Genomic DNA, 23,015 nt, shown 5'->3' on the forward strand with positions numbered 1-23,015 from the left:
GGCAAGGGGTCCGGGGGTGCAAGTGAAATTCTCCCCCCTGGACCGGAAAAATTGCAGATCCCCCACCCGGGGGACGCGCATCTCAGCGCGCGACCTGCACGCCTCCCCGCAAGGCCTCCAGCCGGGCGGGCAGCACACGCAGCATTCCGATCTCCCGTTGCAGGCGCGGAAGGTCGGCGATGCCGCGCAGCGGATCGGACGTCATCAGTGCGAAGGCCTCGGCCAGCGGACCGCCGTCCATGCGCATGCCATGCGATTCGCGCAGCCCGGCGAGCAGCGCCTCATCCCCCGCCAGCGCGGCATAGGCCGCCGCGCGCACCACCGCCACGCGCTCCGTCTGGCCGAGCGGCACCGGCGGCGGCGGAATGGCGGCCGCGAGGTGTTCCATCTGGGCCGCCGCGGCACCGGCCCAGTCCTGCGCCTCGGCGCGCAATTCCGCGCGTGGTTCAGCGCCCGCGGGGCCAAGGTCCGCCAACATCTGATCGGCGGCGATCCGTTCGCCGCGCCGCGCCATGGCACGCGCGCGAAGCAGCATGCGTTGGCGCGCGAGGGGTTCGGGCAATCCCGCCGCCGCGCTGCGATCGAGCGCCGCGATCGCCGCGCCTGGCTCGCCATCCCGGAGGCGCAACGACGCCAGCCGCGCACCGATCGCGGCGCGGGCCTCGGGCGTCGCGCGCGCCGCCGCCTGGTCGAGCAGGGCCGCCGCGCGGCCCGAGAGGTCGAGCGCGGCAAGCCGGTCGGCCAGCAGCAGCACCGCAGCCTCACCGGCCGCGCCCTCGGGCAGCAGATCGGGATGGGCGTCGAACATCATGGTGGCGGCGGCCGGCGGCGCGGTCTGCAGGGCGGCGGCGAAGGCCGCGCGCAGGTCCGGGCGCAGCGCGTCGGCGTCCTCGGGGAAGTAGCGCGCGGCTTCCTCGACCATCGCGAAGGCGGCCGGTCCCTCCCCGGCCGCGATCCGCAAGGCGGCGATGCGCCGGCGCAGCGCGACTTCCTGCGCGCCGCCGCGCCAGGCGAACAGCGACTGTTCCAGCGCCCGCGCGGCGCCGGCCGCGTCGATATCGCCGCGCGCCAGGCGCCGTTCCGCCGCGCGGCGCAGCGCAATGCCGCGCTGGCGCCGGTCCGCCCCACGGCCGATGGCGTCGAAGGCGGCGAGCGCCTCGGCGTCGCGGCCCTCGGCCTCGGCAACCAGTGCACGGGCGAGGTCGAGCCCCGGCACGTCAGCCGCTTCCGTGACGAGGCGCGCCGCGCGCGCGGCTTCCCCGCCCGTCGCCATGGCCTCGAGCGCGACCGGCAGCAGGCGGTCGCGCAGCGCCTCCGGATAGGCAAGCAGGAGCGGTGCCCCGGCGACCAGGGCGGCGAAGGCCGGTTCCCCTTGGGCCACCGACAACAAGGCGCGCCAGAGATCGACCTCGTCGCCGGGCGGCAGGCGTGGATCGGCGATGCCGCGCGCCTCCGCCGGCCGGCCGGCGAGCAGCGCCGCCGCGCCCTGCGCCAGGATCAGCCGCGCATCGTCCCGCGCCCGCGGGTCCTCCCGCAGCGCGAGGCCCGCCATGGCCTGGGCTTCCTGGGGCATGCCGAGGGCGAGCAGCGTCTCGGCCGCGTCGCGCCGCAGGGCGCCGCGCGAGAGCGGCGGGGCCTCGTTCACCGCGAGAAGCTGCACCCGCAGCCGCTCCAGCAGCGTAGGCACGGGCGCGACGGGCAGGTCGAGCAGGCGCGTCAGCGCCGCCGATCGCGGCGGCGGCTCCCGCCCCGCCGCGGGCCCGAACGCCAGGGCGCCGCCTGCTGCCTCGACCACGATGCGGTCCGGCAGGGCGCGCAGCGACACGCGGTCGGACCGCGCGAGCACCGCCGCGCCCATCATGGTCGGCAGCAGGTCGATTTCCGGCAGGCGCCGGCCGCTCGCCATGCCGGGCCCCGGTGCCCGCAAGGTGGCGACGATGATCGTTTCGCCGGTCTCGGCATCGGCGACGGCGACGATGCCGCCAGGGTCGGCCGCGCCCTGCAGGGCGAGGCGCGGCGGCGGGCCGGGATCGGGCACGGCGCGCAGGGTCGGCGCTTCGGCGGGCGTGTCGCGCGTCGCCTCGATGGTCCAAGCCGTCCCCTCCCGACGGGCCTGGAGCCGTGCCGGTGCGGGGGCCGGCAGCCGCAGGATGGTCGCGTCCGGCGTGACCGTCATCTCCATCCCCGCGAAGACCGGATGGCCGCGCAACATTCCCAGGTCGAAGTCCAGGGCACGGTCGAGGATGGCGATCAGGCTGTCTCCGCGGCGCAGGAGCGCAAGGCCGCTGCCCTCCCCGGCCGGCACCACGATCGCCGCGCGGTCGCGCGCCGGGCGGATGGACAGCGGTCCGGGAACGGCCGCCGCGACCGGCGCGGGACGCGGCTCGGCGCGGGCCTCGGCGGCGGGTGGCGCGGGTCGCGCCGGTTCGGGTGGCGGCGGCACCTCGGCCGTCGCGCTGCGCGGCCGGGGCGGTGCGAGGGGCTCGGGCGGCGGGCGCGGCGGTGCCGGCGGCGTGGCGGGCGCCGCATCCATCAGGTCCACCACGACACGGTTGCCGAGGCGGAAATGCCGGATGCGGGCGCCCGGCGCGGCGCGGATCAGGATCGCACCGTTCTCCTCGGCCACGGCGACGAGATTGCGTGTGGGCCGGCGTGCCGCGCCGAGATCGATCTCCCCCGGCGCCTCGAAACGCAGGCGGAGCCCGTCCGGTTCCTCGGCCACGGAGTAGCCGACGCGGCGCGGCCAGTCGAAGACCAGGCGCCCGTGATCGGCATGGGTGCCGACACGCAGCGGCACGCGCGGCGCCTCCTGCGCCCCGGCCGGTGCGGCCAGGACCAGCAGCAGCGCCATCCCGGCCGCCGCGCCGCGCATCAGTCGAAGCTCGCGAGCAGCCGGTCGATCTCCGCCTGGGAGGACGCGCTTGCCGGCAATTGTGGGCCGTTGGCGAGCTCCTCGCCCTCGGTGCGCGGGCGCGCTTCGGGTTCGGCCGACGCCGCACGGCCGCTCGCACTGGCGACGGCGGCCGCGACACGGCTTTCGATCGCCTTCAGCGCCGCGACCACCTTGCCGATGCGCTGGCCGGTGATGTCCTGGAAGGAACAGGCCTCGTAGATGCGCGTCACCGCCCCCTGCAGCGTCGCGGCCGCGGCGGCGGGCACTTCGGCTTCCAGGCGCTCCAGCGTCTCGCAGCAGTCGAGGATCTCGTTCGTCGCCTGCGCCGTGTGGCCGACGATGGCGTCGAGCTCGTCCGTCGCCGAGGGGATGTGCGCCCCGGTGATGTCATCGACGGCGAGCTGCGCGATCTCCGCCTTGGCGCGCGCGATGGTGCGGCCGAGCGCCTCGAATTCGGCGAGCAGCGCCGCCTCCTTGGCCGTCAGGTCGCCGGCCATGCTCATCAGCACGGCGCGGACCGCGGCCTCGATCCGGTCCTCCTCCGGCCCGGTGGGGGTGCCGTCAGGCATGGACCATCACCTTCTCGATCTTCTCGCGCAGCGTCTCGGCGTTGAAGGGCTTGACGATGTAGTTCGACACGCCGGCCTGCTTGGCCGCGATGACGTTCTCCGTCTTGCTCTCGGCGGTGATCATGATGAAGGGGATCTGCTTGAGCCGGGCGTCAGCCCGCACCTCCTTCAGCAGGTCGAGGCCCGTCATCGGCGCCATGTTCCAGTCGCTGATGACCAGGCCGAAATTCCCGGCGCGCAGCTTGGCCAGGGCCTCCTGCCCGTCCGTCGCCTCGTCCACGTTGTTGAAGTCGAGCTGCTTCAACAGGTTGCGGATGATGCGGAGCATCGTCCGGTAGTCGTCCACGATCAGGACGTTGATGTTGCGATCCATGGGCGGCTGTCCCCTCCGTCAATCCATCGCGGTGCGGCGGGCGCGCTGGCGCGCCAGTTCGGCCGTCACCTCCCGCGCCTTGTCGGGACGCATGGCCCCGATCACCGGCGCGGCCTTGCGTTCGCCCATGCGGTCGAGGATCTCGACCAGCACCGGCATCTCGAGCTCGTTGAAGATCGTCGCCGCGTCGCGCGGGCGCATCGCCTCATAGGTACGGACCAGGCCGCGCCATCCTGCCTCCTCGCGGTCGACGCGGACGCGCTCCAGCGCCTCCAGGCGCTGCTGCAGCGCGGTCAGCTCCTCGACCCGCCGCGCGATGCGGCGCTCGGCGGCCTGCAGGACGATCTCCTGCGCGGCGACGGTCTGCTCGCGCGCATCGATCTCGGTGCGCCGGGCCCGGAGTTGTTCCAGCAGCGCACGTTCGGCCTGGTCGGCGGGCGTGGGCGGCGGGACGGTGGGCTGCTGCGCCGGCGGCGGCGGCGGCGGGCGCTCGGCGCGCACCGGCGGCGGCGGATCGGCCGCGCGGGCCGGGGCGACCGGCGCCGCCCGGCCGAACAGCGCGCCGACCAGGGCGTCCGCCTTGACCAGGAACAGTGCCGCCATGGCGAGGATCGCGAGCGGCAACAGGCGCGGTCGCGGCATCATCGCGCGGCCTTCGGCAGGCCGGCGGCGAGCGCGCGGATCAGGTCCCGCTCGGCCTGGCTCTGCAGCGGGGCCTCGGCCGGGCGCGGCATCTCGGCGGCGAGCGGACGGCCGTTGCGCACCAGACCTTCCAGCCGGTCGGCCAGCGCCTCGGCGCGTTCGACCAGGTAGCGCAGGTCGTCGCGCAGCGGTTCCGCGGCGGCCGTGCGTTCGGCGACCTGGCGGCCGGACAGTTCCGCCGAGGCGCGCAGACGGACCATCGCGGCCTCGGCCATGCGGGCGGCCTCGTTCAGCCCCTGGGCGCTGCCGTCCATCGCGGCGCGGTCGCGGCGGATCTCCCGCAGCGCGCGTTCCAGGCGCAAGGCGAAGGGGATCGCGGCGCCGAGGAGGCCCAGCAGCACCAGTTGCAGGATCCATTCGAGAGGGGACATGGCTCAGGCCTCCGCCCGGCGGCCACGGGCGAATTCTCGGGCGATGCGCACGGCGAGCCGCTGCTCCTGCCGGCCGAGTTCCGCTTCGAAGAGCGGCACCTCCCCGCAGCGCAGCCGCACCGGCGCGCCAGGGGCGACGCCGAGGGCGATCCGGTCGCCCACCTTCAGCGAGATCACCGACGACAGCGGCAGCACCTGCTCGTCCAGCACGACGTCGAGCGCGATCTCCGTGCTCAGCAGTTCGTCGGCGAGGTGGGTTTCCCAGATACTGTCGCGGCCGAACTTCTCGCCCATGAACTGCTGCAGCAGCAGCTCGCGCACCGGTTCCAGCGTGGCGTAAGGCAGCAGCAGCTCGAGCTTCCCGCCGCGGTCCTCCATGTCGACGCGCAGCCGCACCAGCACGCAGGCATTGGACGGGCGGGAGATGGCGGCGAAGCGCGGGTTCACCTCGAGCCGGTCGAACTTGAACTCGACCGGGCAGAGCGGTTCGAAGGCGGAGGTCAGGTCGTCCAGCACCACGCCGATCAGGCGCTCGACCAGGGTGCGCTCGATGGTGGTGTAGGGACGGCCCTCGATGCGCATCGCCGCGGTGCCCCGCCGCCCGCCCAGCAGCACGTCCACCACCGAGTAGATCAGCGCGGAATCCACCACCACCAGGCCGTAATTGTCCCATTGGTCCGCTCGCGCGACGCCAAGCATCGCCGGCAGCGGAATCGAATTCAGATAGTCCGCGAAGCGCAGCGAGACGATGCCGTCGATGGACACTTCCACATTGTCCGAGGTGAAGTTGCGCAACGTCGTCGACATCAGCCGCACCAGGCGGTCGAAGACGATCTCGAGCATCGGCAGGCGCTCGTAGGAGACGAGGCCCGAGGAGATGATCTTCTGGATGCCGCTTTCGTCGGCGGTGCCGGAGGGTCCGCTCTCGAAGCCGAGCAGGCTGTCGATCTCGGCCTGGTTCAGCACGCGCGTCGCGTCCGGCGCCGGTGCGGCGCCTTCGTCCTCGAGTGCCGCGCCCCAGGCCGCGGCGAGATCGTCCTCCTCCTGGCTGCCGCTCACTGGATCAGGATCTCCGTGAACAGGACGTCGGTGATGCGCGGTGCGGGCTGGGTGCTGCCGGCGGGCGGGGCGACGGCGATGTTGGCGCGCGCGACCAGCTCCTCCCGCAGCCGGTGGGTGCCGGCGGATCCGCGCAGTTCCTCCGGTCGGGTCTCCCGCAGGTAGGTCTGGAACAGGTCGAGAAGCCTCGGCATCGCCTGCTGGATCGCGGCGGCATCCTCGGCGCGCGTGATCTCGAGCTTGCTGCGCAGCTTCACGAAGACCGGCCGCCGGCCCGGTGCGTTCAGGTTCGTGACGATCTCCGGCATGTCGAAGAAGGTCGGCGGGCGCGGGGCTTCGGGGCGCGCCTCGGCATAGCCGTCGGCCACCGTGTGCCGGCCCATGCCGAGCAGCGACGGCAGAACGCCGCTGAACCACAGCCCTGCCCCGGCGCCGGCCAGGATGAGCGGCAGCGCGAGCAGCAGGATCTTCTTCTTCCCGCCACCCTTGGCCTTGCCGTCCTCGCCATGTTCCGCCTGGGCCGCCGCCGACATCCCGCACCTCTGTCCGGGGCCAGCATCGGCGGGCGCCGTTAAGGAAGGCTTGCGCCGCGCCTTTGCCGGGCGCGCAGCACCTCCTGCCGCCCCTCGGCAGGTCCTGCCGGCCGGACCCGCCGCCGGCGCTGGCACGCGCATTGCCCTTTCCGTCCCCGCCACCACCGGAGACGCGCCGCATGGACAGCCCGGGCTACATCATCCTCTCCCGCCTCACGCTGCAGTCGCGGGCGACGCAGGTGCTGGCGAACAACGTCGCCAATGCCGACACGCCGGGCTTCCGGGCGCACCGGGAGGTGTTCGGTGCCTTCGTCGCGCGGCAATCCGCCGCCGGCCAGGCGCCGGGGATGCGCGAGACCGCCTTCGTCCAGGACCGCGCCACCTGGCGGGAGATGCAGTCGGGCAGCATGCAGTCGACCGGCAATCCGCTCGACCTGGCGCTGACCGGCGAGGGCTTCTTCGCCGTCGAGACGCCGGGCGGGGAACGCTTCACCCGCGCCGGCCGCTTCACCATCGGCGATGGCGGGCGGATCGTGGACATGGAAGGGGCGGCGCTGCTGAGCACCGCCGGCGCGCCCATCGCCGTCGCGCCCAACGACACCCGCATCGAGGTCACGGGCGACGGTACCATCCGCAGCGAGAACGGCGTGCTCGGCCGCATCCGCGTGGTGCGCTTCGACAACCCGCAGGCGCTGCGCGCCGAGGGCGACCGCCACTTCGACGCCGCCGGCGCGCAGCCCGAGGCGCTCGAGCGCCCCGGCATCCGCCAGGGCGTGCTCGAGGGCAGCAACGTCCAGCCGATCCAGGAGATGACGCGCCTGACCGCCGAGCTCCGCGAATTCCAGTTCGCCGCCCAGTTCGCCGAGCGCGAGGGCGAGCGCCTGTCAACCGCCGTCGAGCGCATCCTGCGCCGTCGCTCGTAAGGGTCAGACCGAGATGCGATCCCTCCACGTCGCCGCCACCGGCATGATGGCCCAGCAGACCAATGTCGAGGTCATCTCCAACAACATCGCCAACATCTCGACCACCGGCTTCAAGCGCCGCCGGGCCGAGTTCCAGGACCTGATCTACCAGAACCTCCGCCGCACCGGATCTCAATCCGCCGACACCGGCACGGTGCTGCCCTCGGGCGCGCAGATCGGCCTCGGCGTGCGCACGGCGGCCGTCTATCGGATCAGCGAGCAGGGCAACCTGCAGCAGACGGAAAACCGCTTCGACCTCGCCATCCGCGGCAACGGCTATTTCCAGATCCAGCTGCCCTCGGGCGAGACCGCCTATACCCGCGACGGCACCTTCGGCCTGTCGGCGGAAGGCACCATCGTCACCGCGGAAGGCTTTGTCGTGCAGCCGGGCATCACCATCCCGGCCAATGCGCGCGACGTGACGATCAACGCCACCGGCGAAGTGCTGGCCAAGATCGACGGACAGACCAATCCGCAGAATGTCGGCCAGATCCAGCTCGCGATCTTCGCCAACGAAGGCGGGCTCGAGGCGATCGGCGACAACCTGTTCCTCGCCACCCCGGCCTCGGGTGAGGCGCAGCAAGGCGCGCCCGGCGCGGTCGGCTACGGCCAGACCATGCAGGGCTTCATCGAGACCTCCAACGTCAACGTCGTGCAGGAGATCACGGCGCTGATCACCGCCCAGCGCGCCTATGAGATGAATTCCCGCGTCATCACCGCCTCCGACGAGATGCTCTCGACGCTGACGAGGCTGCGCTGATGCGCCGGCGGTCGATCCTGGCTCTGGCGGGCCTCGCGCTACCGGCACGCGCGCAGGGGCTGCCGCCCGCGCCGCGCCCGGTGGTCATGGCCGAGGAAGCGACGCTGCGCCTCGGCGACATCTTCGAGAATGCCGGGCGGCTCGAGGGCCTGGCCATCGGCGCCGCACCGCCGCCGGGGCGGCGGATGGTGCTGGATGCCTCGAACCTCGCCGCCATCGCGCGGCGGCACGGGCTCGCCTGGCGACCGCTCTCGGGCGAGGAGCGCAGCATCGTCGAGCGCCCCGGCCGCCCGGTGCCGCGCGAGGAGGTCGAGGCGCTGCTGCGGGCCGAGATCACGCGCCTCGGCGCCGATAGCGAGGCGGAACTGGAACTGCCGGGCTTCGCCCCGCCCGTCGTCCCGGTCGCCGCGCTGCCCGAGATCGCGATCGAGACGCCCTCCTACGACGGTGCGACGCGCCGCTTCGCCGCGACGCTGGCCGTCGCGGCCGAGGGCATGGCGACGCAGCGCACCCGCATCACCGGCCGCGCCGTGCCGACCGTGCCAGTGGTGCTCGCCGCGCGACGCATCACGGTCGGCGAGGCGGTGCGCCCCGGCGATGTCGAGGAACGCCGCCTGCGCGCCGAACGCGTCCGCCCCGGCACGGCCCAGCGCGCCGAGGAGGTGATCGGCAAGCAGATGCGCCGGCCGATCGGCGCCGACCTGCCCTTCATGCTGGTCGACCTGATCGCCGCGACGGTGGTCGCGAAGAACCAGCCGGTGGTGATGGTTCTGGAGGCGCCGGGCATCGCGCTGACTGCGCAGGGCCGCGCGCTGGACGCGGCGGCGCTGGGCGAGAGGCTGCCGGTGATGAACCTGATGTCGCGCTCGGTGGTCGAGGCGATCGCGATCGGGCCGGGCCGGGTGCGCGTCACCCCCGGCGCGATGCCGATGACCCCAGGACGGAGGGGCTGAGATGCGCCGTGCCCTGTTGCTGATGCTGCCGCTGATCGCCGCCGCCTGTTCGGGGGCCGAGCGGCTGTCGCGCCTGGGCGACGCGCCGGAGATGGCCGGCGTGGTGAACCCGACGGCCGATCCGCGCTGGCGGCCGGTGTCGATGCCGATGCCGAACCCGCAGGATCCGCCGCTCGCGAACAATTCGCTGTGGCGGCCGGGCAGCCGGACCTTCCTGCGCGACCAGCGCGCGGCGGCAGTCGGCGACCTCGTCACCGTGCTGGTCGCGATCGCCGACGAGGCGGAACTGCAGAACCGCACCGTGCGGTCGCGCGACAACAGCGAGGGGATGGGCATCCCGCAGATGCTCGGCCTGCAGTCGTCCTATGCTCGGCTGTTCCCGACCGGGATCGATCCCTCGCGGCTGGTCGAGGCGAATTCGACCAGCGGGGTGAACGGCACCGGCTCGATCCGCCGCAACGAAAGCGTCACCCTGCGCGTCGCGGCGACGGTGACGCAGGTGCTGCCGAACGGGAATCTGGTGCTGACGGGCCGGCAGCAGGTGCGGGTGAACAGCGAGCTGCGGGACCTGACGGTGGGCGGCGTCATCCGGCCGCAGGACATCGCGAGCGACAACACGGTGCGGCACGACCGGCTGGCCGAGGCGCGCATCGCCTATGGCGGGCGCGGGACCATCAGCGACGTGCAACGGCCACGGACCGGGCAGGAACTGCTCGACATCATCCTGCCGTTCTGAAGGCCCCCCTGCCCGCCTTTCCGGCTTGCGCATAGGGTTGGCGTCGCGGCTACGTGCAAGGCGGACAACGGACATGTGCGGCAGGTATTTCCAGGCGCGGTCTTCGGGGGAGATCGCGCGCTTCGTCGGTGCCAGCAACGCGACCCCGAACCTGCCGCCGTCCTTCAACAAGGCGCCGACTCAGGAGGGTCTGGTGCTGCGGCGGCACCCCGAAACCGGGCAGCGGCACCTCGACGTGCTGCGCTGGGGGCTGGTGCCGCGCTGGGCCAAGGACATGACCGGCGCTGCGCGGATGATGAATGCGCGCGGCGAATCGGTCGCGGAGAAGCCGGCCTTCCGCGAGGCCTTCCGCAAGCGCCGCTGCCTGGTGCCGATGGACGGGTTCTTCGAATGGCGGGGCGAAGGCAAGGCCAAGCAACCCTTCGCCTGCGCCCTGCGGAATGGCGCACCGATGGTCTGCGCCGGCCTGTGGGAAGGGTGGAAGCAGCCGGACGGGGACTGGCTCCGCACCTACACGATCGTGACCTGCGCCTCCGCCGGGCGACAGGCGCTGCTGCACGACCGGATGCCGGTCATCCTGCCGCCGGAGACCTGGGACGTGTGGCTGTCGGGGGACGACGAGCCAGCCCTGTCCGGCATGCTGCGGCCAGCCGAGGACGCCTTGCTGGCCTTCTGGCCCGTGGCTGCGCGCGTGGGACGCGTGGCGGAAAACGACGAGGGCCTGATCGAGCGGGACCCTCTCGCGGTCGCGCCGCCGGAACTCGACGATCCGCCGCCGGATGTCCTTCGGCGGACCTAGCGTCAGTCGTCGCGGTGGACCCGCTCCATGCGCTCGTGGCGCTCCTGCGCCTCGATGCTCATGGTGGCGATGGGGCGGGCTTCCAGGCGGCGGAGGCCGATGGGCTCGCCGCTTTCCTCGCAGTAGCCGTAGGTGCCGTTCTCGATCCGGTCGATGGCCTGGTCGATCTTGCTGATCAGCTTGCGGGCCCGGTCCCGGGTGCGGAGTTCGAGGGCCCGGTCCGTCTCGACGCTGGCCCGGTCGGTGAGATCCGGCTCGGCGATGCCGCCTTCGGAGAGTGAGGAGAGGGTTTCGCCGGCTTCGCGGAGGAGATCCTGGCGCCAGCGGAGCAGCTTCTGGCGAAAATACTCGAGTTGCAGGGGGTTCATGAACTCCTCGGCATCCGAGGGTCGGTAGTCGGGCGGCAGAGTCACAAGCATATTCAGTCCTTCCCCCGGCGTGTCGTCGCACCCGCCTGCTCCGGCGGCGGCGTGACACCCCCTCGCGAAAGCGGGCGGAACATAGACGCGGCCCCTGGGAAAAGCCAAGGGGGGCTTTCGAGGCAAATCCCTGATACGTCGCGGTTTTCAGTCTCGTGACGAAGATCGTTCGTGACTGAGGCGCGCAAGCTCGATCCGCGCCCGCAGCGCAATGGCCGCGAGGGCCGCGGCAAGCGCCGGGTCCGCCGGGGTCTCGCCGTCCGCCAGCGCAGCCAGGGTGCCGAGTCGCGATGCCTCCAGCCGGCCGGCCAGCAGGTCCGCCTGCAGACCCGCGAGTTCCCGCAGCAGCGCCTGCGCGCGCCGCGCGCCCCGCGCATCACGGTCGGCCGCCGGCGCCCCTTCCTGCAGGGCGAGCAGCCCCACCGCCGCCGGCGCAACAACGGCCGAGGCCGCGCCGGCACCCTGCGCCTCCCCCGCGCCGCCCAGCGCGAAGCCGCCCGGACCGCCGCGGCCGCCGCGGCCGGGCCGGACGGGGGACCCACCGCCGACACCGCGGATCACCACCATGCATCCTCCTCTGCCGGTCGTCCGGCATTCGGCGCCGCCCGGCGGCACTTCCTGCCGGGCCGTCCCCCCGCCCGCCCTGGCATGCCCCTTGCGCCAGGAACCCCGCCGGCCGGCTGGGCCGCGCCGGCATCGGACCCTGGGAAGGGCGCGCCGGACGGCGCGCGCGGGAGAGGCATCTTGGCCGCCAAGGATTACGCGACCGCGAAGAGGCTGATGGGCGCGTTGGCGATGCTTGTCGCCCTCGTCCTGCCCGCCGCGGCGCAGGAGGTCCGCATCAAGGACATCGCGGATGTCGAGGGCGTCCGTGACAACCAGCTCGTCGGCTACGGGCTGGTGGTGGGGCTGAACGGCACGGGGGACCGGCTCCGCGCCTCCGTCTTCACGCGGCAGTCGCTGGTGGGCATGCTCGAACGTCTCGGCGTGAACACGCGGGACAACGAACGGCAACTCGACACCCGCAACGTCGCCGCCGTGATGGTGACGGCCAACCTGCCGCCCTTCGCCCGGCCGGGCAGCCGGATCGACATTGCGGTCTCCGCGCTCGGCGATGCCACCAACCTGACCGGCGGGACGCTGCTGGTCACCCCGCTGCTCGGCGCGGACGGGGAGGTCTACGCCGTGGCGCAGGGCGCGATCGCGACGGGGGCGATCAGCGCGCGCGGCGCCGGCGCCTCGGTCACGCGCGGCGTGCCGACCGCGGGGCGCATCGCCAACGGCGCCATCGTGGAACGCGAAGTCCCCTTCCGCCTCGCCAGCCGCGACGCGGTGCGGCTGTCCCTGCGTAACCCCGACCTGACCACCGCCCGGCGCATCGCCGCGGCGATCAACCGCGCCATGCGCGGGGAGGTCGCGACGGCGAGCGATTCGCGCACCGTCACCGTCGCCCTCGGAGGCCGCAGCCCGGTCGCCTTCCTCAGCCAGGTCGAGCAGCTGCGCGTCGAGCCGGACCAGGTTGCCCGCGTCGTCATCGATGAGGCCTCGGGCACCATCGTCATGGGCGCCAATGTCCGCGTGTCGACCGTCGCGATCGCCCAGGGCAACCTGACCATCCGCGTCACCGAGACACCGCAGGTCAGCCAGCCCAACGCCTTCGCGGGCGGGGAGACGGTGGTGGTGCCGCGCACCCAGGTGCAGGTGGACGACCAGAGCGACCGGCGCATGGGCATCCTGCCGCGCTCCGTGACGCTCGAGGAACTGGTGCGCGGGCTGAACAGCCTCGGCGTCGGGCCCCGCGACCTGATCAGCATCTTGCAGGCCATCAAGGCCGCCGGCGCCCTGCAGGCCGAGGTGGAGGTCCGCTGATGGACGCCCCCGCCCTGCCGCCTGCCGCCCCGCGCCCGCTCCGCGCCCCCGCCGCGACCGGGGACGAGGCCGCGATGCGCCGCGCCGCCCGCGACTTCGAGGCCCAGGCCTTCGCGACCCTGCTGCAGCCGGTCTTCACGACCGCCGACCTCTCGCGCTCCCGCTTCGGCGGCGGCGCGGCGGAGGCGCAATGGCAGCCCTTCCTGGTCGAGGCCTATGCCGCCGCCGCCGTGCGCGCGGGCGCGGGCCTCGGCCTTTCGGACACCGTGCTGCGGGAGATGAACCGTCTCCGCGCCGCCGCCACCCCCAACACGGGAGACACCGCACCATGATGGACACGCTGATCCTCGCCGGGCAGCGCCTGGCCGAGGCGCTGCGCGCGGAGAACGAGGCGCTCGCCGCGCTCGACCTGTCGCGCGCGGCGAACCTCGCCAACGGCAAGATCGCCGCCTCGGATGCCTTCGCGGCCGCCTATGCCGCCCAGGCGAAGCACGGCGCCGCGCCGGACGGACCGGTGCGGGAGGCCGCGGCGATCCTCGCCCGGCGGCTCGAGGAACTGGGGCGGGAGAACCGCCGGCTGCTCGAGAAGGCGGTCGCACTGCAATCGCGCGTCATCGAGACGATCGCGGGCGCCGCGCTGCCCAAGGCGAACGTCCAGGGATACGCCCCGGCCGGGCGGATGCCCCCGGCGCGACCCCCTGCCCTCGCGCTGTCGGCGCGGGCCTGAACCTCAGGGCGCGCGCGCCGCGGCGAGGATCTCGTCGATCGGATCCAGAGCCGCGACACGCAGGATCTGCCTGGCGAAGACCTCCCGGTTGTGCCGCGCGGCGAGGCGCAGCCGCGTCATCTCCGCCGGCGTGAAGCCTGGCGCGCGGCCGAGGAAGCGCGCCACCGAGGCGAGTGCCGCGGCGAAGCGGCGATCGGGCGCGGGTTCCGCGTCGTAGCCGTGGTCGACCAGATCGGGCAGCGTGTCGAAGCCCAGTTCGGCGAGCCCCGCGACGGTGCCGTGATTGCCGAAGACGATGAAGGGCAGGCCGCTCGCCAACGCCTTCAGCGTCTTCTCGGTCCAGCGGTGCAGGTTGGGCCAGACCATCTCCGTTTCGGTGACGATGAAGAGCTCCGAGGCCGCGACCTCCTCCATCGGCAGCGAATGGACGCGCCAATGGCTGTGCGCGAAGGCCTCGGTGTCGCCGGTGCGGTCCATGCCGGAGGCAAGCAGCGCCTCGACCCGCGGATAGAGGCCCGGCTCGACCCGGGCGAGCCAGGTCGCGTCGCGCGCGAAGCGGCCCCGGGCCGCCTCGTCCTCCTCGATGCGCTTCACCGAGAAGGTCAGGTGGCCGGGTTCCTCGCGCGCCAGCAGCCAGGCGGCGAGTACGGCGCGATGTGCGCGCACCACGTAGTTCAGGCAGATCCAGCGGTTGCGGCGCGGCCCGTCCGAGGCCAGCGCGAAGCCGAAGGGCCAACGTGCGGGTGGCTCGCCCGGCAGCGGCTTGATCTCGGGTGCAAAGAGACGGTGCCACAGCCCGAGCGCGTAGCCGTCGCCGGTCACGATGCGCACCGGTTCGATCCCGCGCGCCGCGCACCAGGCGCGATACTCGGTGCCGAGCGCGCGGTTCTGCTGCACCCAGGCGGTGCGCTCCGCCGGGAGCCCCGCGGCCTCCAGCGCAGCATGCAGGATCGCGGCTTCCTCGCCGCGGAAGGCGCGGCCCTCGCTGGCGCCATCGAGCACCAGTTGCCCCTGCCCGGCCCGGATGCGGTCCAGGGCCTCGGGCGGCGCGGGCGAGAGCATGGCCAACGCCTCCGCCGTGTCGAGCAGCCGCGCCAGATGCGCGAAGGGCGAGAGGATCAGCGGCCCGTCGCGCGGTCCCGGCGCGACGTTCCGGTCGATCATCTGCCGCAGCTGGCCGATCAGCAGGCCATGGCGGATGCCCTCCGGCGCGACGATCTCGCAGCGGGCCAGCGCCTCCAGCCGCGCGAGCAGCGGCCGGCCGGGATGGTCCGTCGGCAGGTCGGGCGGGCGCGGAGGCTGCATCCGCCATGCATGCCGCGCGACGCTGGTCCCGTCCACAGGGCACCTTGCCCGCTTCGCTGCGGCGCAGCAGGGTGCGGCCGTGACAAGCTTCCTCCGCCGCCATGCCAGCCTGCTGGTGATCGGCGCCATCGCCTCGCTGGGGGCCGCCGCGCTGTGGCAGCGCGACGGCGGGCCGGCAGTGGGTCGGGCGCTGTACCACGCCTGGGAACTCTTCCTGTTCATCGCGCCGTCGTTGCTGGCCGGGATGCTGCTGGCCGCGGCGCTGCGGCAATTGATGTCGCCGGGCGCGCTGGCGCGCTGGATGGGGGCCGAGAGCGGCTGGTTCGGCCTGGCCGTCGCGACGCTCGCGGGGATGCTGACGCCGGGCGGGCCGATGGCGGCCTTTCCGCTGGTGCTGGTGCTGGCCGGCGCGGGCGCCGATCGCGGGGCGCTGGTGGCCTACATCACCTCCTGGACGTTGAACGGCTTCCAGCGCGTGCTGGTCTACGAGGCACCACTGCTCGGGCCCGGCTTCGCCATCCTGCGGGTGGTCATCACCCTGCCGATGCCGCTGCTGGCGGGGTGGATCGCACGCCGCCTGCCGATCGCCTGGGAGCCGCCGAAGTGACGCCGGGGCAGATCTTCCTGTGGGTACTCGCCGTCGTCGCGCTGGGCTTCTGCCTGCGGCGCGGGCCGGGGACCGTCCACAAGGCGGGGATCGAGACGGGCAGGAACCTGATCAAGATCCTGCCCATGTTCGCTGTCGCGTTGCCGATGGCGGCGTTCCTGGCGGAACTGATCCCCGCCGATGCGGCGGTCGCCTGGATCGGGCCGGATTCGGGTTTCGCGGGCGTGTTGCTGGGCTCGGTCGCGGGCGGGCTGATGCCGGGCGGACCCTTCGTCACATTTCCGCTGGTGCTGGCCTTCGCCAAGGCCGGAGCGGGCGTGCCGCAGATGGTCGCGCTGGTCAGCGGATGGTGCGTGTTCGCGGTGCATCGGATCATCACCTGGGAATATCCGGTGCTCGGCTGGCGTTTCGTGGCGTTGCGGCTGGTCTCGAGCATGCTGCTGCCGGTTGCGGCGGGCCTGATCGCCGAACTGGTCGTCGAGGTCGTGCCGATCGCGCTGGTGTCGCGATAGGCCGGGCCCGGACCGTTCCGCGGGTTGGCACTAGCCGCCACTGCCCCGCATCGGGCATGACGCCCCTCGATGGATCACCCTGTTCCCGACCCGGACTGGACTGCCCTGCTGGCCGCGCGCGACGGCGGCGCCGCGCCGGGGGGCGCATTGGCGCCACTCTTCGCGCCGATCCTCGCGGCGCCCGCCACGGCGGATGGCTGCCGCGTCGTCGGGCGCCTGGCGCAGACGCTGGACGGGCGCATCGCGACCGCCACCGGATCGAGCCAATGGATCGGCGGACACGGCGACATCCTGCACACCCACCGGCTGCGCGCGCTGTGCCACGCCGTCGTGGTTGGCGCCGGCACGGTACGGCATGACGATCCGCGCCTGACGACGCGGGAAGTGCCCGGGCCCGACCCGGTGCGCATCGTGATCGACACCGAGCGGCGTCTGTCCACGGATTACCGTGTGTTCCGCGAGGGGCCGCCGACGCTGCTCGCCTGCGCGGAGGATGCCGCGGGCAGCGACCGGCACGGCACCGCCGAGGTCCTGCGCCTGCCGCGCGACCCGGCGGGCGGCATCGCGCCGGCAGCGCTGCTCTGCTCGCTGGCCGCCCGCGGCCTCACGCGGATCTTCGTCGAGGGCGGCGGGCTGACCGTCTCCCGCTTCCTCGCGGCGGGATGCCTCGACCGGCTGCACGTCACGGTCGCGCCGGTACTGCTGGGCTCCGGCATCCCGGCCTTCACCCTGCCCGAGGTCGCGCGCATCGCGGACGGCTTGCGCTTCACCTGGCGGGTACACGAGATTCCGCCGGATATCCTGCTCGACATCCCGCTCGACCGCGTGCGTCCGGGATGCGCGGCATGAGCGAGGCACGTGCGCTCTGGACCGTCGCCCCGGGGCGCTGCGAGATCCGCACAGACGGGCTGCCGCCGCGCGCCGCGGACCAGGCGCTGGTCCGCACGCTCGCGACCGGCATTTCGCGGGGCACGGAACGCCTGGTCCTCGCGGGACGCGTGCCGGAGAACCAGCGCGCGGCGATGCGCTGCCCGCTCCAGGCGGGCGATTTCCCCTTCCCGGTGAAATACGGCTACGCGGCGGTCGGCGTGGTGGAGGATGGGCCGCAGGCCTTGGTCGGCCGGCGCGTCTTCGTCCTGCATCCGCACCAGGACCGCTTCCTGGCTCCCGCGGCCATGTGCATCCCAGTGCCGGATGACGTGCCGGACACGCGCGCGGTCCTCGCCGCCAACATGGAGACCGCGGTCAACGTCACCTGGGATGCGCGGCCCCTCGCGGGGGAGCGCGCCCTCGTCATCGGCGCCGGGGTGGTCGGGCTGCTGGTCGCCGCGCTGCTCGCCCGCATGCCGGGGATGGAGGTCGTGGTCTGCGACGTCGATCCGCGCCGCCGCGTCATCGCCGAGGCACTCGGCGCCCGCTTCGCCCAGCCGGAGGACGCACCCGGCGAGAGCGACCTGATCGTCCATGCCAGCGCGGACCCTGCCGGGCTGCGCCGCGCCCTCGACCTCGCCGGCTTCGAGGGACGCATCGTCGAGGCATCCTGGTTCGGCACCCGCGAGGCGACGCTGCCGCTCGGCGAGACCTTCCACGCGAAGCGGCTGCAGATCGTCTCGACCCAGGTCGGCGCTGTCGCGCCCGCCATGCGCGGGCGGCGGACGCATGGCGAACGGATGGCGCTCGCCCTGTCCCTGCTGGCCGATGCGCGGCTCGATGCCCTGGTCGGGCCGGCGACGCGCTTCGACGATCTGCCCGAGGCCATGCCGCGGCTGCTGAACCCGCCGCCGGGCGAGATCCCGCCCCTCTGCCCCCTCGTCACCTACGGCTGAGGCTTGCGGGTGGGTTGCGCCCGTCCCACCTCCCCTGATGGCGGTGCCCATCCGGCTGCCCGCCCGGCAGCGCCGCCATCCCCGTGCCCTTCGGCGCGGTTGCGGGCAGGAGGGCGTCATGGCTGCAACCCATCGCGGGCCCGCAGGCCCGATCACGACAGCCGTCCGGCAGGGCGTGACGCTGGGCGTCATGCGCTGGGTCCTGGCCGCCTCGCTTCTGGCGGCGGTCATCGGTCTGGTGGTGGCGCGGCTGCTGGCCTAACCACGGCTAAGCTCGGCGCCCCGCGGATGACGGGCGCGCATGCCGCCGCTACAAGGACGGCATGTTCAGCCTGACCGTCGTCGACCACGTCATGATCGCCCATTCCTTCCGCGGGGAGGAATTCGGGCCGGCGCAACGCCTGCACGGCGCCACCTTCGTGGTGGAAGCCGAATTCCGCGCGCCGAAACTCGACCACCTGAACCTGCTCGTGGACATCGCCGCGGCGAAGGTGGAACTGCGGAAGATCCTCGACGGCTTCGATTACCGGAACCTCGATGCGGAACCGCAGTTCGCAGGGCAGAACACCACCACCGAATTCCTCTGCGCCCATGTCCACAAGCTGCTGTCGGCCGCGCTGGCCGAAGGGCGGCTCGGCGAGGGCGGGCGCGCGGTGACGGGGCTGAAGGTGCTGCTGCGCGAAAGCCATGTCGCCTGGGCGGCCTATGAGGGAGCGCCCGCCGCTTGAGCGTCCATCTCCTCGTCCCCGGCCCCTTCGACGCCATCTCGGGCGGCTACATCTACGACCGGCGCATGGTCGAAGGGCTTCGCGCCCTCGGCGAGACGGTCGAGGTCGTGGAACTGCCCGGCCACCACCCCGCGCCGGACGAAGCGGCGACCGAGGGCGCGCGCGCCGCGCTGCACGCCCTGCCGCCCGATGCGCGGGTGGTCATCGACGGGCTCGGCCTGCCGGCCTTCCTGCCGCTGGCGCAGGAACTCGCCGCCCGGCGCGTCACCGCGCTGATCCATCACCCGACGGCGCTCGAACACGGCACGGCGGAATCTACCCGCACCGTGCTGAAGGCGAAGGAACGCGCGCTGTTTGCCGCCTGCGCCCGGATCGTCTGCACCTCGCCGCTCACGGCGCGGCGGCTGCCGGAGGAATTCGGCGCCGATCCGGCGCAGATCGGCGTGGTCGAGCCCGGCACCGATCCGGCGTCGCGCGCCAAGGGTTCGGGCGGACCGGGCTGCGCCATCCTCTCAGTCGGCACGCTGGTGCCGCGCAAGGGGCATGACGTGCTGCTCAAGGCGCTGGCGCGCCTCACCGACCTCGAATGGACGCTGACCATCGCGGGGGACGAGCGGCGCGATGCGACGCACGCCCAGGGACTGCGCGCCCTCGCCGAGGAACTCGGGATCGCCTCCCGCGTCACCTTCGCGGGCGAGGTCACGGGCGAGGAGCTCGAAGCGCTCTACGCGGGGGCCGACCTGTTTGCGCTCGCGACGCGCTGGGAGGGCTACGGCATGGCCGCGGCGGAGGCGATGGCCCGCGGCCTGCCGCTCGCCATTACCGCCGGCGGCGCGATCGCCGAGGTGGTGGCCGAGGGATCGGCCATCGTCTCCCCGGTCGATGACGTGATGTCGCTGTCCAAGGGCATGCGGCGGCCGATCTTCGACGCGGACCTCCGCGCCGAGATGGCCGAGGCGTCCTGGCAGGGCGGGCAGCGCCTGCCGCGCTGGACCGATCGCGCCGAGGCGTTCCGCGCCGAGCTCGCCAAGGCGGTCGCCTGATGACGGAGGCCTTCGACGGCGACTGGCTGGACCTGCGCGAGCCCTATGACGCGGCCTCGCGCGATTTCGGCCTGGCGGTGCGGCTGGCGGCGGCGCTGCCGGCGCGGCCGCGCATCATGGACCTCGGCGCCGGGACCGGCAGCCTGTTGCGCTGGCTCGGCCATTTCATTGGGCGCGCCCAGGCCTGGACGCTGGTCGATGCCGACCCCGAGCTCGCGGATCGGGCCTTCGAGACCATCGCCGACCGCGCCGAGGCCGTGGGCTGGACGGCGACCTGGCCGGGGAAAAAGACCCTGCTGGTCCATTCGCCGGAAGGTGCGTGGCGGATCGAGGGGCTGATTGCGGACCTCGCGGAAGCCCCGGACAACCTGCCGCTCGACAAGGTGGATGCGGTGGTGTGCTCGGCGCTGTGCGACCTGGTCTCGCGCGGCTGGGTCGAGCGCATCGCCGCCGCCTGCGCCGCCCGCCGCCTGCCCTTCTATGCCGCGCTGAACGTGACCGGGAACGAGCGCTTCGCGCCGCCGCGCCGCGGCGATGCCGTGGTGATGCGCGGCTTCCGGCGCGACCAGCGGCGCGACAAGGGCTTCGGCGGCATCGCCCTCGGCGCTGCGGCGCCGGACGCGATCGCCGAGGCCTTCGCCGCGCAGGGCTACACGGTGCATCGCGCGCCGTCCGACTGGGTGATCGACCGCCGCGCCGGCGCGATCACCGAAGCGATCGCGGTCGGTCACGCCACCGCAGCGCTCGCCTGGGAACGGCGATCGGGCGCGGCGATCGAGGACTGGCTCGCGGCGCGCCGCTCACAGGCGGTGAACAGGGCTCTCTCGATCCGCATCGGCCACCAGGACATCCTCGCCCTTCCCCCCGAACGGTAAGGAGACCGCCATGTCCGACGCCAAGCCCCCGATCGCCGTCGTCGCCGCCGAGGTGCCGCCGCGCGCGAAGCTCTCGGGCTATCCGAAGGACCTGGTCGAGAAGATCGGCAACCGCCAGAAGACCGTCCTCGGCGACCTGTTCGGGCTGAAGAATTTCGGCGTGAACATCACGCGCCTGCCGGCCGGATCGGCCTCCGCATTGCGCCACGCGCACGAGAAGCAGGACGAGTTCGTCTACATCCTCGAAGGCGAATGCATCCTGGTGACGAATGCCGGCGAGACGCCGATGAAGGCCGGCATGTGCGCCGGCTTCCGCGCCGGCACGGGCGACGCCCATCACCTGGTCAATCGCGGCGGCGCGGATTGCGTCTACCTCGAGATCGGCGACCGCACGCTGTTCGAGAGCGTCGACTACCCCGATGACGACCTGATGGTTCGCCCCGGACCGGACGGGAAGTCGGTCTATTTCCGCAAGGACGGAACGCGCGTCTTCTGAAGGAGGGCCACGAATGCCCCTGCTGCTTGGCTGCATCGCCGACGATTTCACCGGCGCCACGGATCTCGCGAACACGTTGGTCAAGGCGGGCATGTCCGCCGTCCAGGTGATCGGCGTGCCGACGGGGCCGCTGCCCGAGGCCGATGCGGTGATCATCGCGCTCAAGATCCGTACCGCGCCGGTCACCGAGGCGGTCGGTCAGTCCCTCGCGGCCTGCGATGCGCTGACCAAGGCCGGGGCGAAGCAGCTCTTCTGGAAGTACTGCTCGACCTTCGACAGCACGGACCAGGGCAATATCGGCCCGGTGGGCGATGCGCTGCTCAAGCGGCTCGGCTCGGGCTTCGCCATCGCCTGCCCGGCCTTCCCGACCAATGGGCGGACGATCTATCTCGGCCACCTGTTCGTGGGCGGGGCGCTGCTGAACGAGAGCGGGATGGAGAACCATCCGCTCACGCCCATGACCGACCCAAACCTGGTGCGCGTGATGGCACGGCAGACGGATGGCAGCGTCGGCCTCGTCTCCTTCCCCGTCGTCGAGCAGGGCGTGGCGGCGATCCGGCGCGCCATGACGGGGATGATGGACCGCGGCACGCGCTGGGCGATCGTCGATGCGGTCTCCGACGCGCATCTGATGGCGATCGGCGAGGCCGTCGCGCCGCAGGCGCTGGTGACTGGCGGTTCGGGCGTGGCGATGGGCCTGCCGGAGAATTTCCGCCGCGCTGGACTGCTGCCGGAACGCAGCGACGCCGGCGCCCTGCCGCCGATGACGGGCGCTGCCGCCGTCGTCGCCGGGTCCTGCTCGCGCGCAACGCTCGGGCAGATCGGCCTCGCGCGCGACCACGTGCCGGTGCTGGAGCTCGATGCGCTGGCGACGCCCGATGCGAAGGCCATGACGGCGCAGGCGCTGGCCTGGGTCGACGGCAAGCTCGAGGACGGGCGTCCCGTCGTCATCGCCGCCAGCGCGACGCCGGAGAAGGTCGCCGCCCTGCAGGCGAAACTCGGACGCGACGCGGCCGGCGCGCTCGTCGAGGACGCCGTCGCCTCCATCGCCGAGGGCCTGGTCGCGCGCGGCGTCGGTCGCCTGGTGGTGGCGGGCGGTGAGACCTCGGGTGCGGTGGTGACGCGCCTGGGCGTCACGTCGCTGCGCATTGGGCCGGAGATCGACCCCGGCGTGCCGTGGACCTTCGCCGAGCCGAAGGGCATCCATCTTGCCTTGAAGTCCGGCAATTTCGGCGCGCGCGATTTCTTCCTGAAGGCCTTCGACCATGGATGAGGCGGCGCTGCGCGAGCAGCTCGCGATGCTCGGCGCCTCGCTGTTCCAGCGGGGCTATTCGGTGGGCACGGCGGGCAACATCTCGGTGCGGCTGCCGGACGGCTACCTGATGACGCCGACCAATTCCTGCCTGGGGCGGCTGGATCCCGCGCGGATCAGCAAGCTGGGGCCGGATTGGTCGCATGTCGGTGGCGACAAGCCGTCCAAGGAAGTCTTCATGCACCGCGCGGTGCTGACGGCGCGGCCGGATGCGGGCGCGGTCGTGCATCTGCATTCCACTTGCGCGACCGCCATCGGCTGCCTCGCGGAACCTGGCGAGACGGCGCCGATCCCGCCGCTGACGCCCTATTTCGTCATGCGCGTCGGCCGCACCCTGCCGGTGATCCGCTACTACCGGCCCGGCGATGCGGCGATGGAGGCGGACATCCACGCGGCGGCGAAGGACGCGAAGGCCGTGCTGCTCGCGAACCACGGGCCGGTGGTGTCCGGCAAGACGCTCGCCGATGCCGTGGCTGCGGCCGAGGAGCTCGAGGAATCCGCCCGGCTCGCCCTGCTGCTGCGCGGCGCGCCCGCGCGCACGCTGACGCCGGCGCAGGTGGACGACCTGCTGAACACCTTCGGCTGA

Annotated in this window: 29 protein-coding genes; 19 read left to right on the forward strand and 10 right to left on the reverse strand. The window is 73.1% G+C overall.

Annotated elements, in window-relative coordinates; all coding sequences use genetic code 11:
* Positions 1-82: 82 nt before the first annotated feature.
* Genes GWK16_RS10740 through GWK16_RS25230 form a run of 7 tightly spaced genes read right to left on the reverse strand, consistent with a single transcriptional unit; the run spans position 83 to position 6,500 of the window.
* Complete coding sequence (locus GWK16_RS10740) at positions 83-2,872, reverse strand: hypothetical protein (protein ID WP_170053968.1); 2,790 nt, start codon at positions 2,870-2,872, stop codon at positions 83-85.
* A complete protein-coding gene (locus GWK16_RS10745; protein WP_170053969.1) occupies positions 2,872-3,462 on the reverse strand; it encodes a protein phosphatase CheZ in 591 nt (196 codons plus the stop codon). Before GWK16_RS10745 ends, GWK16_RS10740 begins: the two co-directional genes overlap by 1 nt.
* Positions 3,455-3,835: a chemotaxis response regulator CheY gene (locus GWK16_RS10750; RefSeq protein WP_170053970.1), complete on the reverse strand. Its 381-nt coding sequence runs from the start codon at positions 3,833-3,835 to the stop codon at positions 3,455-3,457. The genes GWK16_RS10745 and GWK16_RS10750 overlap by 8 nt, the downstream gene beginning before the upstream one ends.
* An 18-nt stretch (positions 3,836-3,853) precedes the next feature.
* Complete coding sequence (locus GWK16_RS10755) at positions 3,854-4,480, reverse strand: MotE family protein (RefSeq protein WP_170053971.1); 627 nt, start codon at positions 4,478-4,480, stop codon at positions 3,854-3,856.
* On the reverse strand, positions 4,477-4,908 hold the full coding sequence (locus GWK16_RS10760) for a DUF6468 domain-containing protein (protein WP_170053972.1): 432 nt from the start codon (positions 4,906-4,908) through the stop codon (positions 4,477-4,479). Before GWK16_RS10760 ends, GWK16_RS10755 begins: the two co-directional genes overlap by 4 nt.
* 3 nt (positions 4,909-4,911) lie before the next feature.
* Complete coding sequence (fliM, locus tag GWK16_RS25225; RefSeq protein WP_338144458.1) at positions 4,912-5,967, reverse strand: flagellar motor switch protein FliM; 1,056 nt, start codon at positions 5,965-5,967, stop codon at positions 4,912-4,914.
* Complete coding sequence (locus GWK16_RS25230; protein WP_248291310.1) at positions 5,964-6,500, reverse strand: flagellar basal body-associated FliL family protein; 537 nt, start codon at positions 6,498-6,500, stop codon at positions 5,964-5,966. Before GWK16_RS25230 ends, fliM begins: the two co-directional genes overlap by 4 nt.
* Positions 6,501-6,679: 179 nt before the next feature.
* On the opposite strand from GWK16_RS25230, the gene flgF reads away from it, so the two are divergent.
* The 5 genes from flgF to GWK16_RS10790 all read left to right on the forward strand — a co-directional run bounded on the left by flgF (position 6,680) and on the right by GWK16_RS10790 (position 10,710).
* Positions 6,680-7,423: a flagellar basal-body rod protein FlgF gene (gene flgF / locus GWK16_RS10770; protein WP_170053974.1), complete on the forward strand. Its 744-nt coding sequence runs from the start codon at positions 6,680-6,682 to the stop codon at positions 7,421-7,423.
* 13 nt (positions 7,424-7,436) lie between these two features.
* Entirely contained in the window at positions 7,437-8,222 is a 786-nt protein-coding gene (gene flgG, locus GWK16_RS10775) for a flagellar basal-body rod protein FlgG (protein WP_170053975.1), read from the forward strand.
* On the forward strand, positions 8,222-9,175 hold the full coding sequence (gene flgA, locus GWK16_RS10780) for a flagellar basal body P-ring formation chaperone FlgA (protein ID WP_170053976.1): 954 nt from the start codon (positions 8,222-8,224) through the stop codon (positions 9,173-9,175). Before flgG ends, flgA begins: the two co-directional genes overlap by 1 nt.
* A gap of 1 nt (position 9,176) precedes the next feature.
* Positions 9,177-9,911: a flagellar basal body L-ring protein FlgH gene (gene flgH, locus GWK16_RS10785; RefSeq protein ID WP_168038925.1), complete on the forward strand. Its 735-nt coding sequence runs from the start codon at positions 9,177-9,179 to the stop codon at positions 9,909-9,911.
* A gap of 73 nt (positions 9,912-9,984) precedes the next feature.
* Positions 9,985-10,710 (forward strand): SOS response-associated peptidase, encoded by a 726-nt coding sequence (locus GWK16_RS10790; protein ID WP_170053977.1) that lies wholly within the window; start codon positions 9,985-9,987, stop codon positions 10,708-10,710.
* Between the two features lie 2 nt (positions 10,711-10,712).
* Here GWK16_RS10790 and dksA read toward each other — a convergent pair whose 3' ends face one another.
* Together dksA and GWK16_RS10800 are read right to left on the reverse strand one after the other, a co-directional pair.
* Positions 10,713-11,129: an RNA polymerase-binding protein DksA gene (gene dksA / locus GWK16_RS10795; RefSeq protein WP_168038929.1), complete on the reverse strand. Its 417-nt coding sequence runs from the start codon at positions 11,127-11,129 to the stop codon at positions 10,713-10,715.
* A gap of 147 nt (positions 11,130-11,276) precedes the next feature.
* Positions 11,277-11,696 carry a flagellar assembly protein FliX gene (locus GWK16_RS10800; protein WP_170053978.1) on the reverse strand — a complete coding sequence of 140 codons (420 nt, stop codon included), beginning with the start codon at positions 11,694-11,696 and terminating at the stop codon, positions 11,277-11,279.
* Between the two features lie 213 nt (positions 11,697-11,909).
* Here GWK16_RS10800 and GWK16_RS10805 point away from each other — a divergent pair, with 213 nt between their 5' ends.
* Genes GWK16_RS10805 through GWK16_RS10815 form a run of 3 tightly spaced genes read left to right on the forward strand, consistent with a single transcriptional unit; the run spans position 11,910 to position 13,725 of the window.
* Positions 11,910-12,998, forward strand: coding sequence for a flagellar basal body P-ring protein FlgI (locus tag GWK16_RS10805; protein WP_170054414.1), 1,089 nt, complete (start codon positions 11,910-11,912; stop codon positions 12,996-12,998).
* Positions 12,998-13,330, forward strand: a complete 333-nt coding sequence (locus GWK16_RS10810) for a rod-binding protein (protein WP_170053979.1) — start codon at positions 12,998-13,000, stop codon at positions 13,328-13,330. The genes GWK16_RS10805 and GWK16_RS10810 overlap by 1 nt, the downstream gene beginning before the upstream one ends.
* Positions 13,327-13,725 (forward strand): hypothetical protein, encoded by a 399-nt coding sequence (locus tag GWK16_RS10815; RefSeq protein ID WP_168038935.1) that lies wholly within the window; start codon positions 13,327-13,329, stop codon positions 13,723-13,725. Before GWK16_RS10810 ends, GWK16_RS10815 begins: the two co-directional genes overlap by 4 nt.
* Positions 13,726-13,728: 3 nt before the next feature.
* Here the strand turns inward: GWK16_RS10815 and GWK16_RS10820 are convergent, their stop codons facing one another.
* A complete protein-coding gene (locus GWK16_RS10820; protein WP_170053980.1) occupies positions 13,729-15,030 on the reverse strand; it encodes a hypothetical protein in 1,302 nt (433 codons plus the stop codon).
* 79 nt (positions 15,031-15,109) lie between these two features.
* On the opposite strand from GWK16_RS10820, the gene GWK16_RS10825 reads away from it, so the two are divergent.
* The 11 genes from GWK16_RS10825 to otnC all read left to right on the forward strand — a co-directional run bounded on the left by GWK16_RS10825 (position 15,110) and on the right by otnC (position 23,015).
* Complete coding sequence (locus GWK16_RS10825; protein WP_168038939.1) at positions 15,110-15,637, forward strand: hypothetical protein; 528 nt, start codon at positions 15,110-15,112, stop codon at positions 15,635-15,637.
* Positions 15,634-16,149: a hypothetical protein gene (locus tag GWK16_RS10830; protein WP_170053981.1), complete on the forward strand. Its 516-nt coding sequence runs from the start codon at positions 15,634-15,636 to the stop codon at positions 16,147-16,149. The genes GWK16_RS10825 and GWK16_RS10830 overlap by 4 nt, the downstream gene beginning before the upstream one ends.
* A gap of 69 nt (positions 16,150-16,218) precedes the next feature.
* Positions 16,219-16,998, forward strand: coding sequence for a RibD family protein (locus GWK16_RS10835; protein WP_170053982.1), 780 nt, complete (start codon positions 16,219-16,221; stop codon positions 16,996-16,998).
* Positions 16,995-17,975, forward strand: coding sequence for a zinc-dependent alcohol dehydrogenase (locus GWK16_RS10840; RefSeq protein ID WP_170053983.1), 981 nt, complete (start codon positions 16,995-16,997; stop codon positions 17,973-17,975). Before GWK16_RS10835 ends, GWK16_RS10840 begins: the two co-directional genes overlap by 4 nt.
* A gap of 118 nt (positions 17,976-18,093) precedes the next feature.
* Complete coding sequence (locus GWK16_RS10845; RefSeq protein ID WP_170053984.1) at positions 18,094-18,237, forward strand: hypothetical protein; 144 nt, start codon at positions 18,094-18,096, stop codon at positions 18,235-18,237.
* Positions 18,238-18,298: 61 nt separating this feature from the next.
* Positions 18,299-18,703, forward strand: a complete 405-nt coding sequence (locus GWK16_RS10850) for a 6-pyruvoyl trahydropterin synthase family protein (RefSeq protein ID WP_170053985.1) — start codon at positions 18,299-18,301, stop codon at positions 18,701-18,703.
* A complete protein-coding gene (locus GWK16_RS10855; protein ID WP_170053986.1) occupies positions 18,700-19,746 on the forward strand; it encodes a glycosyltransferase family 4 protein in 1,047 nt (348 codons plus the stop codon). Before GWK16_RS10850 ends, GWK16_RS10855 begins: the two co-directional genes overlap by 4 nt.
* A complete protein-coding gene (locus tag GWK16_RS10860; RefSeq protein ID WP_170053987.1) occupies positions 19,746-20,621 on the forward strand; it encodes a class I SAM-dependent methyltransferase in 876 nt (291 codons plus the stop codon). The genes GWK16_RS10855 and GWK16_RS10860 overlap by 1 nt, the downstream gene beginning before the upstream one ends.
* A 10-nt stretch (positions 20,622-20,631) precedes the next feature.
* On the forward strand, positions 20,632-21,117 hold the full coding sequence (locus tag GWK16_RS10865; RefSeq protein WP_170053988.1) for a cupin domain-containing protein: 486 nt from the start codon (positions 20,632-20,634) through the stop codon (positions 21,115-21,117).
* A gap of 13 nt (positions 21,118-21,130) precedes the next feature.
* The gene (gene otnK, locus GWK16_RS10870) at positions 21,131-22,390 is read left to right on the forward strand and encodes a 3-oxo-tetronate kinase (protein WP_170053989.1); all 1,260 of its coding nucleotides are present in this window, start codon (positions 21,131-21,133) and stop codon (positions 22,388-22,390) included.
* Positions 22,383-23,015, forward strand: a complete 633-nt coding sequence (gene otnC, locus GWK16_RS10875) for a 3-oxo-tetronate 4-phosphate decarboxylase (RefSeq protein WP_170053990.1) — start codon at positions 22,383-22,385, stop codon at positions 23,013-23,015. Before otnK ends, otnC begins: the two co-directional genes overlap by 8 nt.

This window comes from Neoroseomonas marina, assembly GCF_012927745.1.
In the GTDB taxonomy this organism is placed as follows: domain Bacteria; phylum Pseudomonadota; class Alphaproteobacteria; order Acetobacterales; family Acetobacteraceae; genus Neoroseomonas; species Neoroseomonas marina.

Coding starts and splice junctions, on each gene's coding strand:
- GWK16_RS10740 (WP_170053968.1), bottom strand. CDS start 2,872: ATGCGCGGCGCGGCGGCCGGGATGGCGCTGCTGCTGGTCCTGGCCGCA.
- GWK16_RS10745 (WP_170053969.1), bottom strand. CDS start 3,462: ATGCCTGACGGCACCCCCACCGGGCCGGAGGAGGACCGGATCGAGGCC.
- GWK16_RS10750 (WP_170053970.1), bottom strand. CDS start 3,835: ATGGATCGCAACATCAACGTCCTGATCGTGGACGACTACCGGACGATG.
- GWK16_RS10755 (WP_170053971.1), bottom strand. CDS start 4,480: ATGATGCCGCGACCGCGCCTGTTGCCGCTCGCGATCCTCGCCATGGCG.
- GWK16_RS10760 (WP_170053972.1), bottom strand. CDS start 4,908: ATGTCCCCTCTCGAATGGATCCTGCAACTGGTGCTGCTGGGCCTCCTC.
- GWK16_RS25230 (WP_248291310.1), bottom strand. CDS start 6,500: ATGTCGGCGGCGGCCCAGGCGGAACATGGCGAGGACGGCAAGGCCAAG.
- flgF (WP_170053974.1), top strand. CDS start 6,680: ATGGACAGCCCGGGCTACATCATCCTCTCCCGCCTCACGCTGCAGTCG.
- flgG (WP_170053975.1), top strand. CDS start 7,437: ATGCGATCCCTCCACGTCGCCGCCACCGGCATGATGGCCCAGCAGACC.
- flgA (WP_170053976.1), top strand. CDS start 8,222: ATGCGCCGGCGGTCGATCCTGGCTCTGGCGGGCCTCGCGCTACCGGCA.
- flgH (WP_168038925.1), top strand. CDS start 9,177: ATGCGCCGTGCCCTGTTGCTGATGCTGCCGCTGATCGCCGCCGCCTGT.
- GWK16_RS10790 (WP_170053977.1), top strand. CDS start 9,985: ATGTGCGGCAGGTATTTCCAGGCGCGGTCTTCGGGGGAGATCGCGCGC.
- dksA (WP_168038929.1), bottom strand. CDS start 11,129: ATGCTTGTGACTCTGCCGCCCGACTACCGACCCTCGGATGCCGAGGAG.
- GWK16_RS10800 (WP_170053978.1), bottom strand. CDS start 11,696: ATGGTGGTGATCCGCGGTGTCGGCGGTGGGTCCCCCGTCCGGCCCGGC.
- GWK16_RS10805 (WP_170054414.1), top strand. CDS start 11,910: ATGGGCGCGTTGGCGATGCTTGTCGCCCTCGTCCTGCCCGCCGCGGCG.
- GWK16_RS10810 (WP_170053979.1), top strand. CDS start 12,998: ATGGACGCCCCCGCCCTGCCGCCTGCCGCCCCGCGCCCGCTCCGCGCC.
- GWK16_RS10815 (WP_168038935.1), top strand. CDS start 13,327: ATGATGGACACGCTGATCCTCGCCGGGCAGCGCCTGGCCGAGGCGCTG.
- GWK16_RS10820 (WP_170053980.1), bottom strand. CDS start 15,030: ATGCAGCCTCCGCGCCCGCCCGACCTGCCGACGGACCATCCCGGCCGG.
- GWK16_RS10835 (WP_170053982.1), top strand. CDS start 16,219: ATGGATCACCCTGTTCCCGACCCGGACTGGACTGCCCTGCTGGCCGCG.
- GWK16_RS10840 (WP_170053983.1), top strand. CDS start 16,995: ATGAGCGAGGCACGTGCGCTCTGGACCGTCGCCCCGGGGCGCTGCGAG.
- GWK16_RS10845 (WP_170053984.1), top strand. CDS start 18,094: ATGGCTGCAACCCATCGCGGGCCCGCAGGCCCGATCACGACAGCCGTC.
- GWK16_RS10850 (WP_170053985.1), top strand. CDS start 18,299: ATGTTCAGCCTGACCGTCGTCGACCACGTCATGATCGCCCATTCCTTC.
- GWK16_RS10860 (WP_170053987.1), top strand. CDS start 19,746: ATGACGGAGGCCTTCGACGGCGACTGGCTGGACCTGCGCGAGCCCTAT.
- GWK16_RS10865 (WP_170053988.1), top strand. CDS start 20,632: ATGTCCGACGCCAAGCCCCCGATCGCCGTCGTCGCCGCCGAGGTGCCG.
- otnK (WP_170053989.1), top strand. CDS start 21,131: ATGCCCCTGCTGCTTGGCTGCATCGCCGACGATTTCACCGGCGCCACG.
- otnC (WP_170053990.1), top strand. CDS start 22,383: ATGGATGAGGCGGCGCTGCGCGAGCAGCTCGCGATGCTCGGCGCCTCG.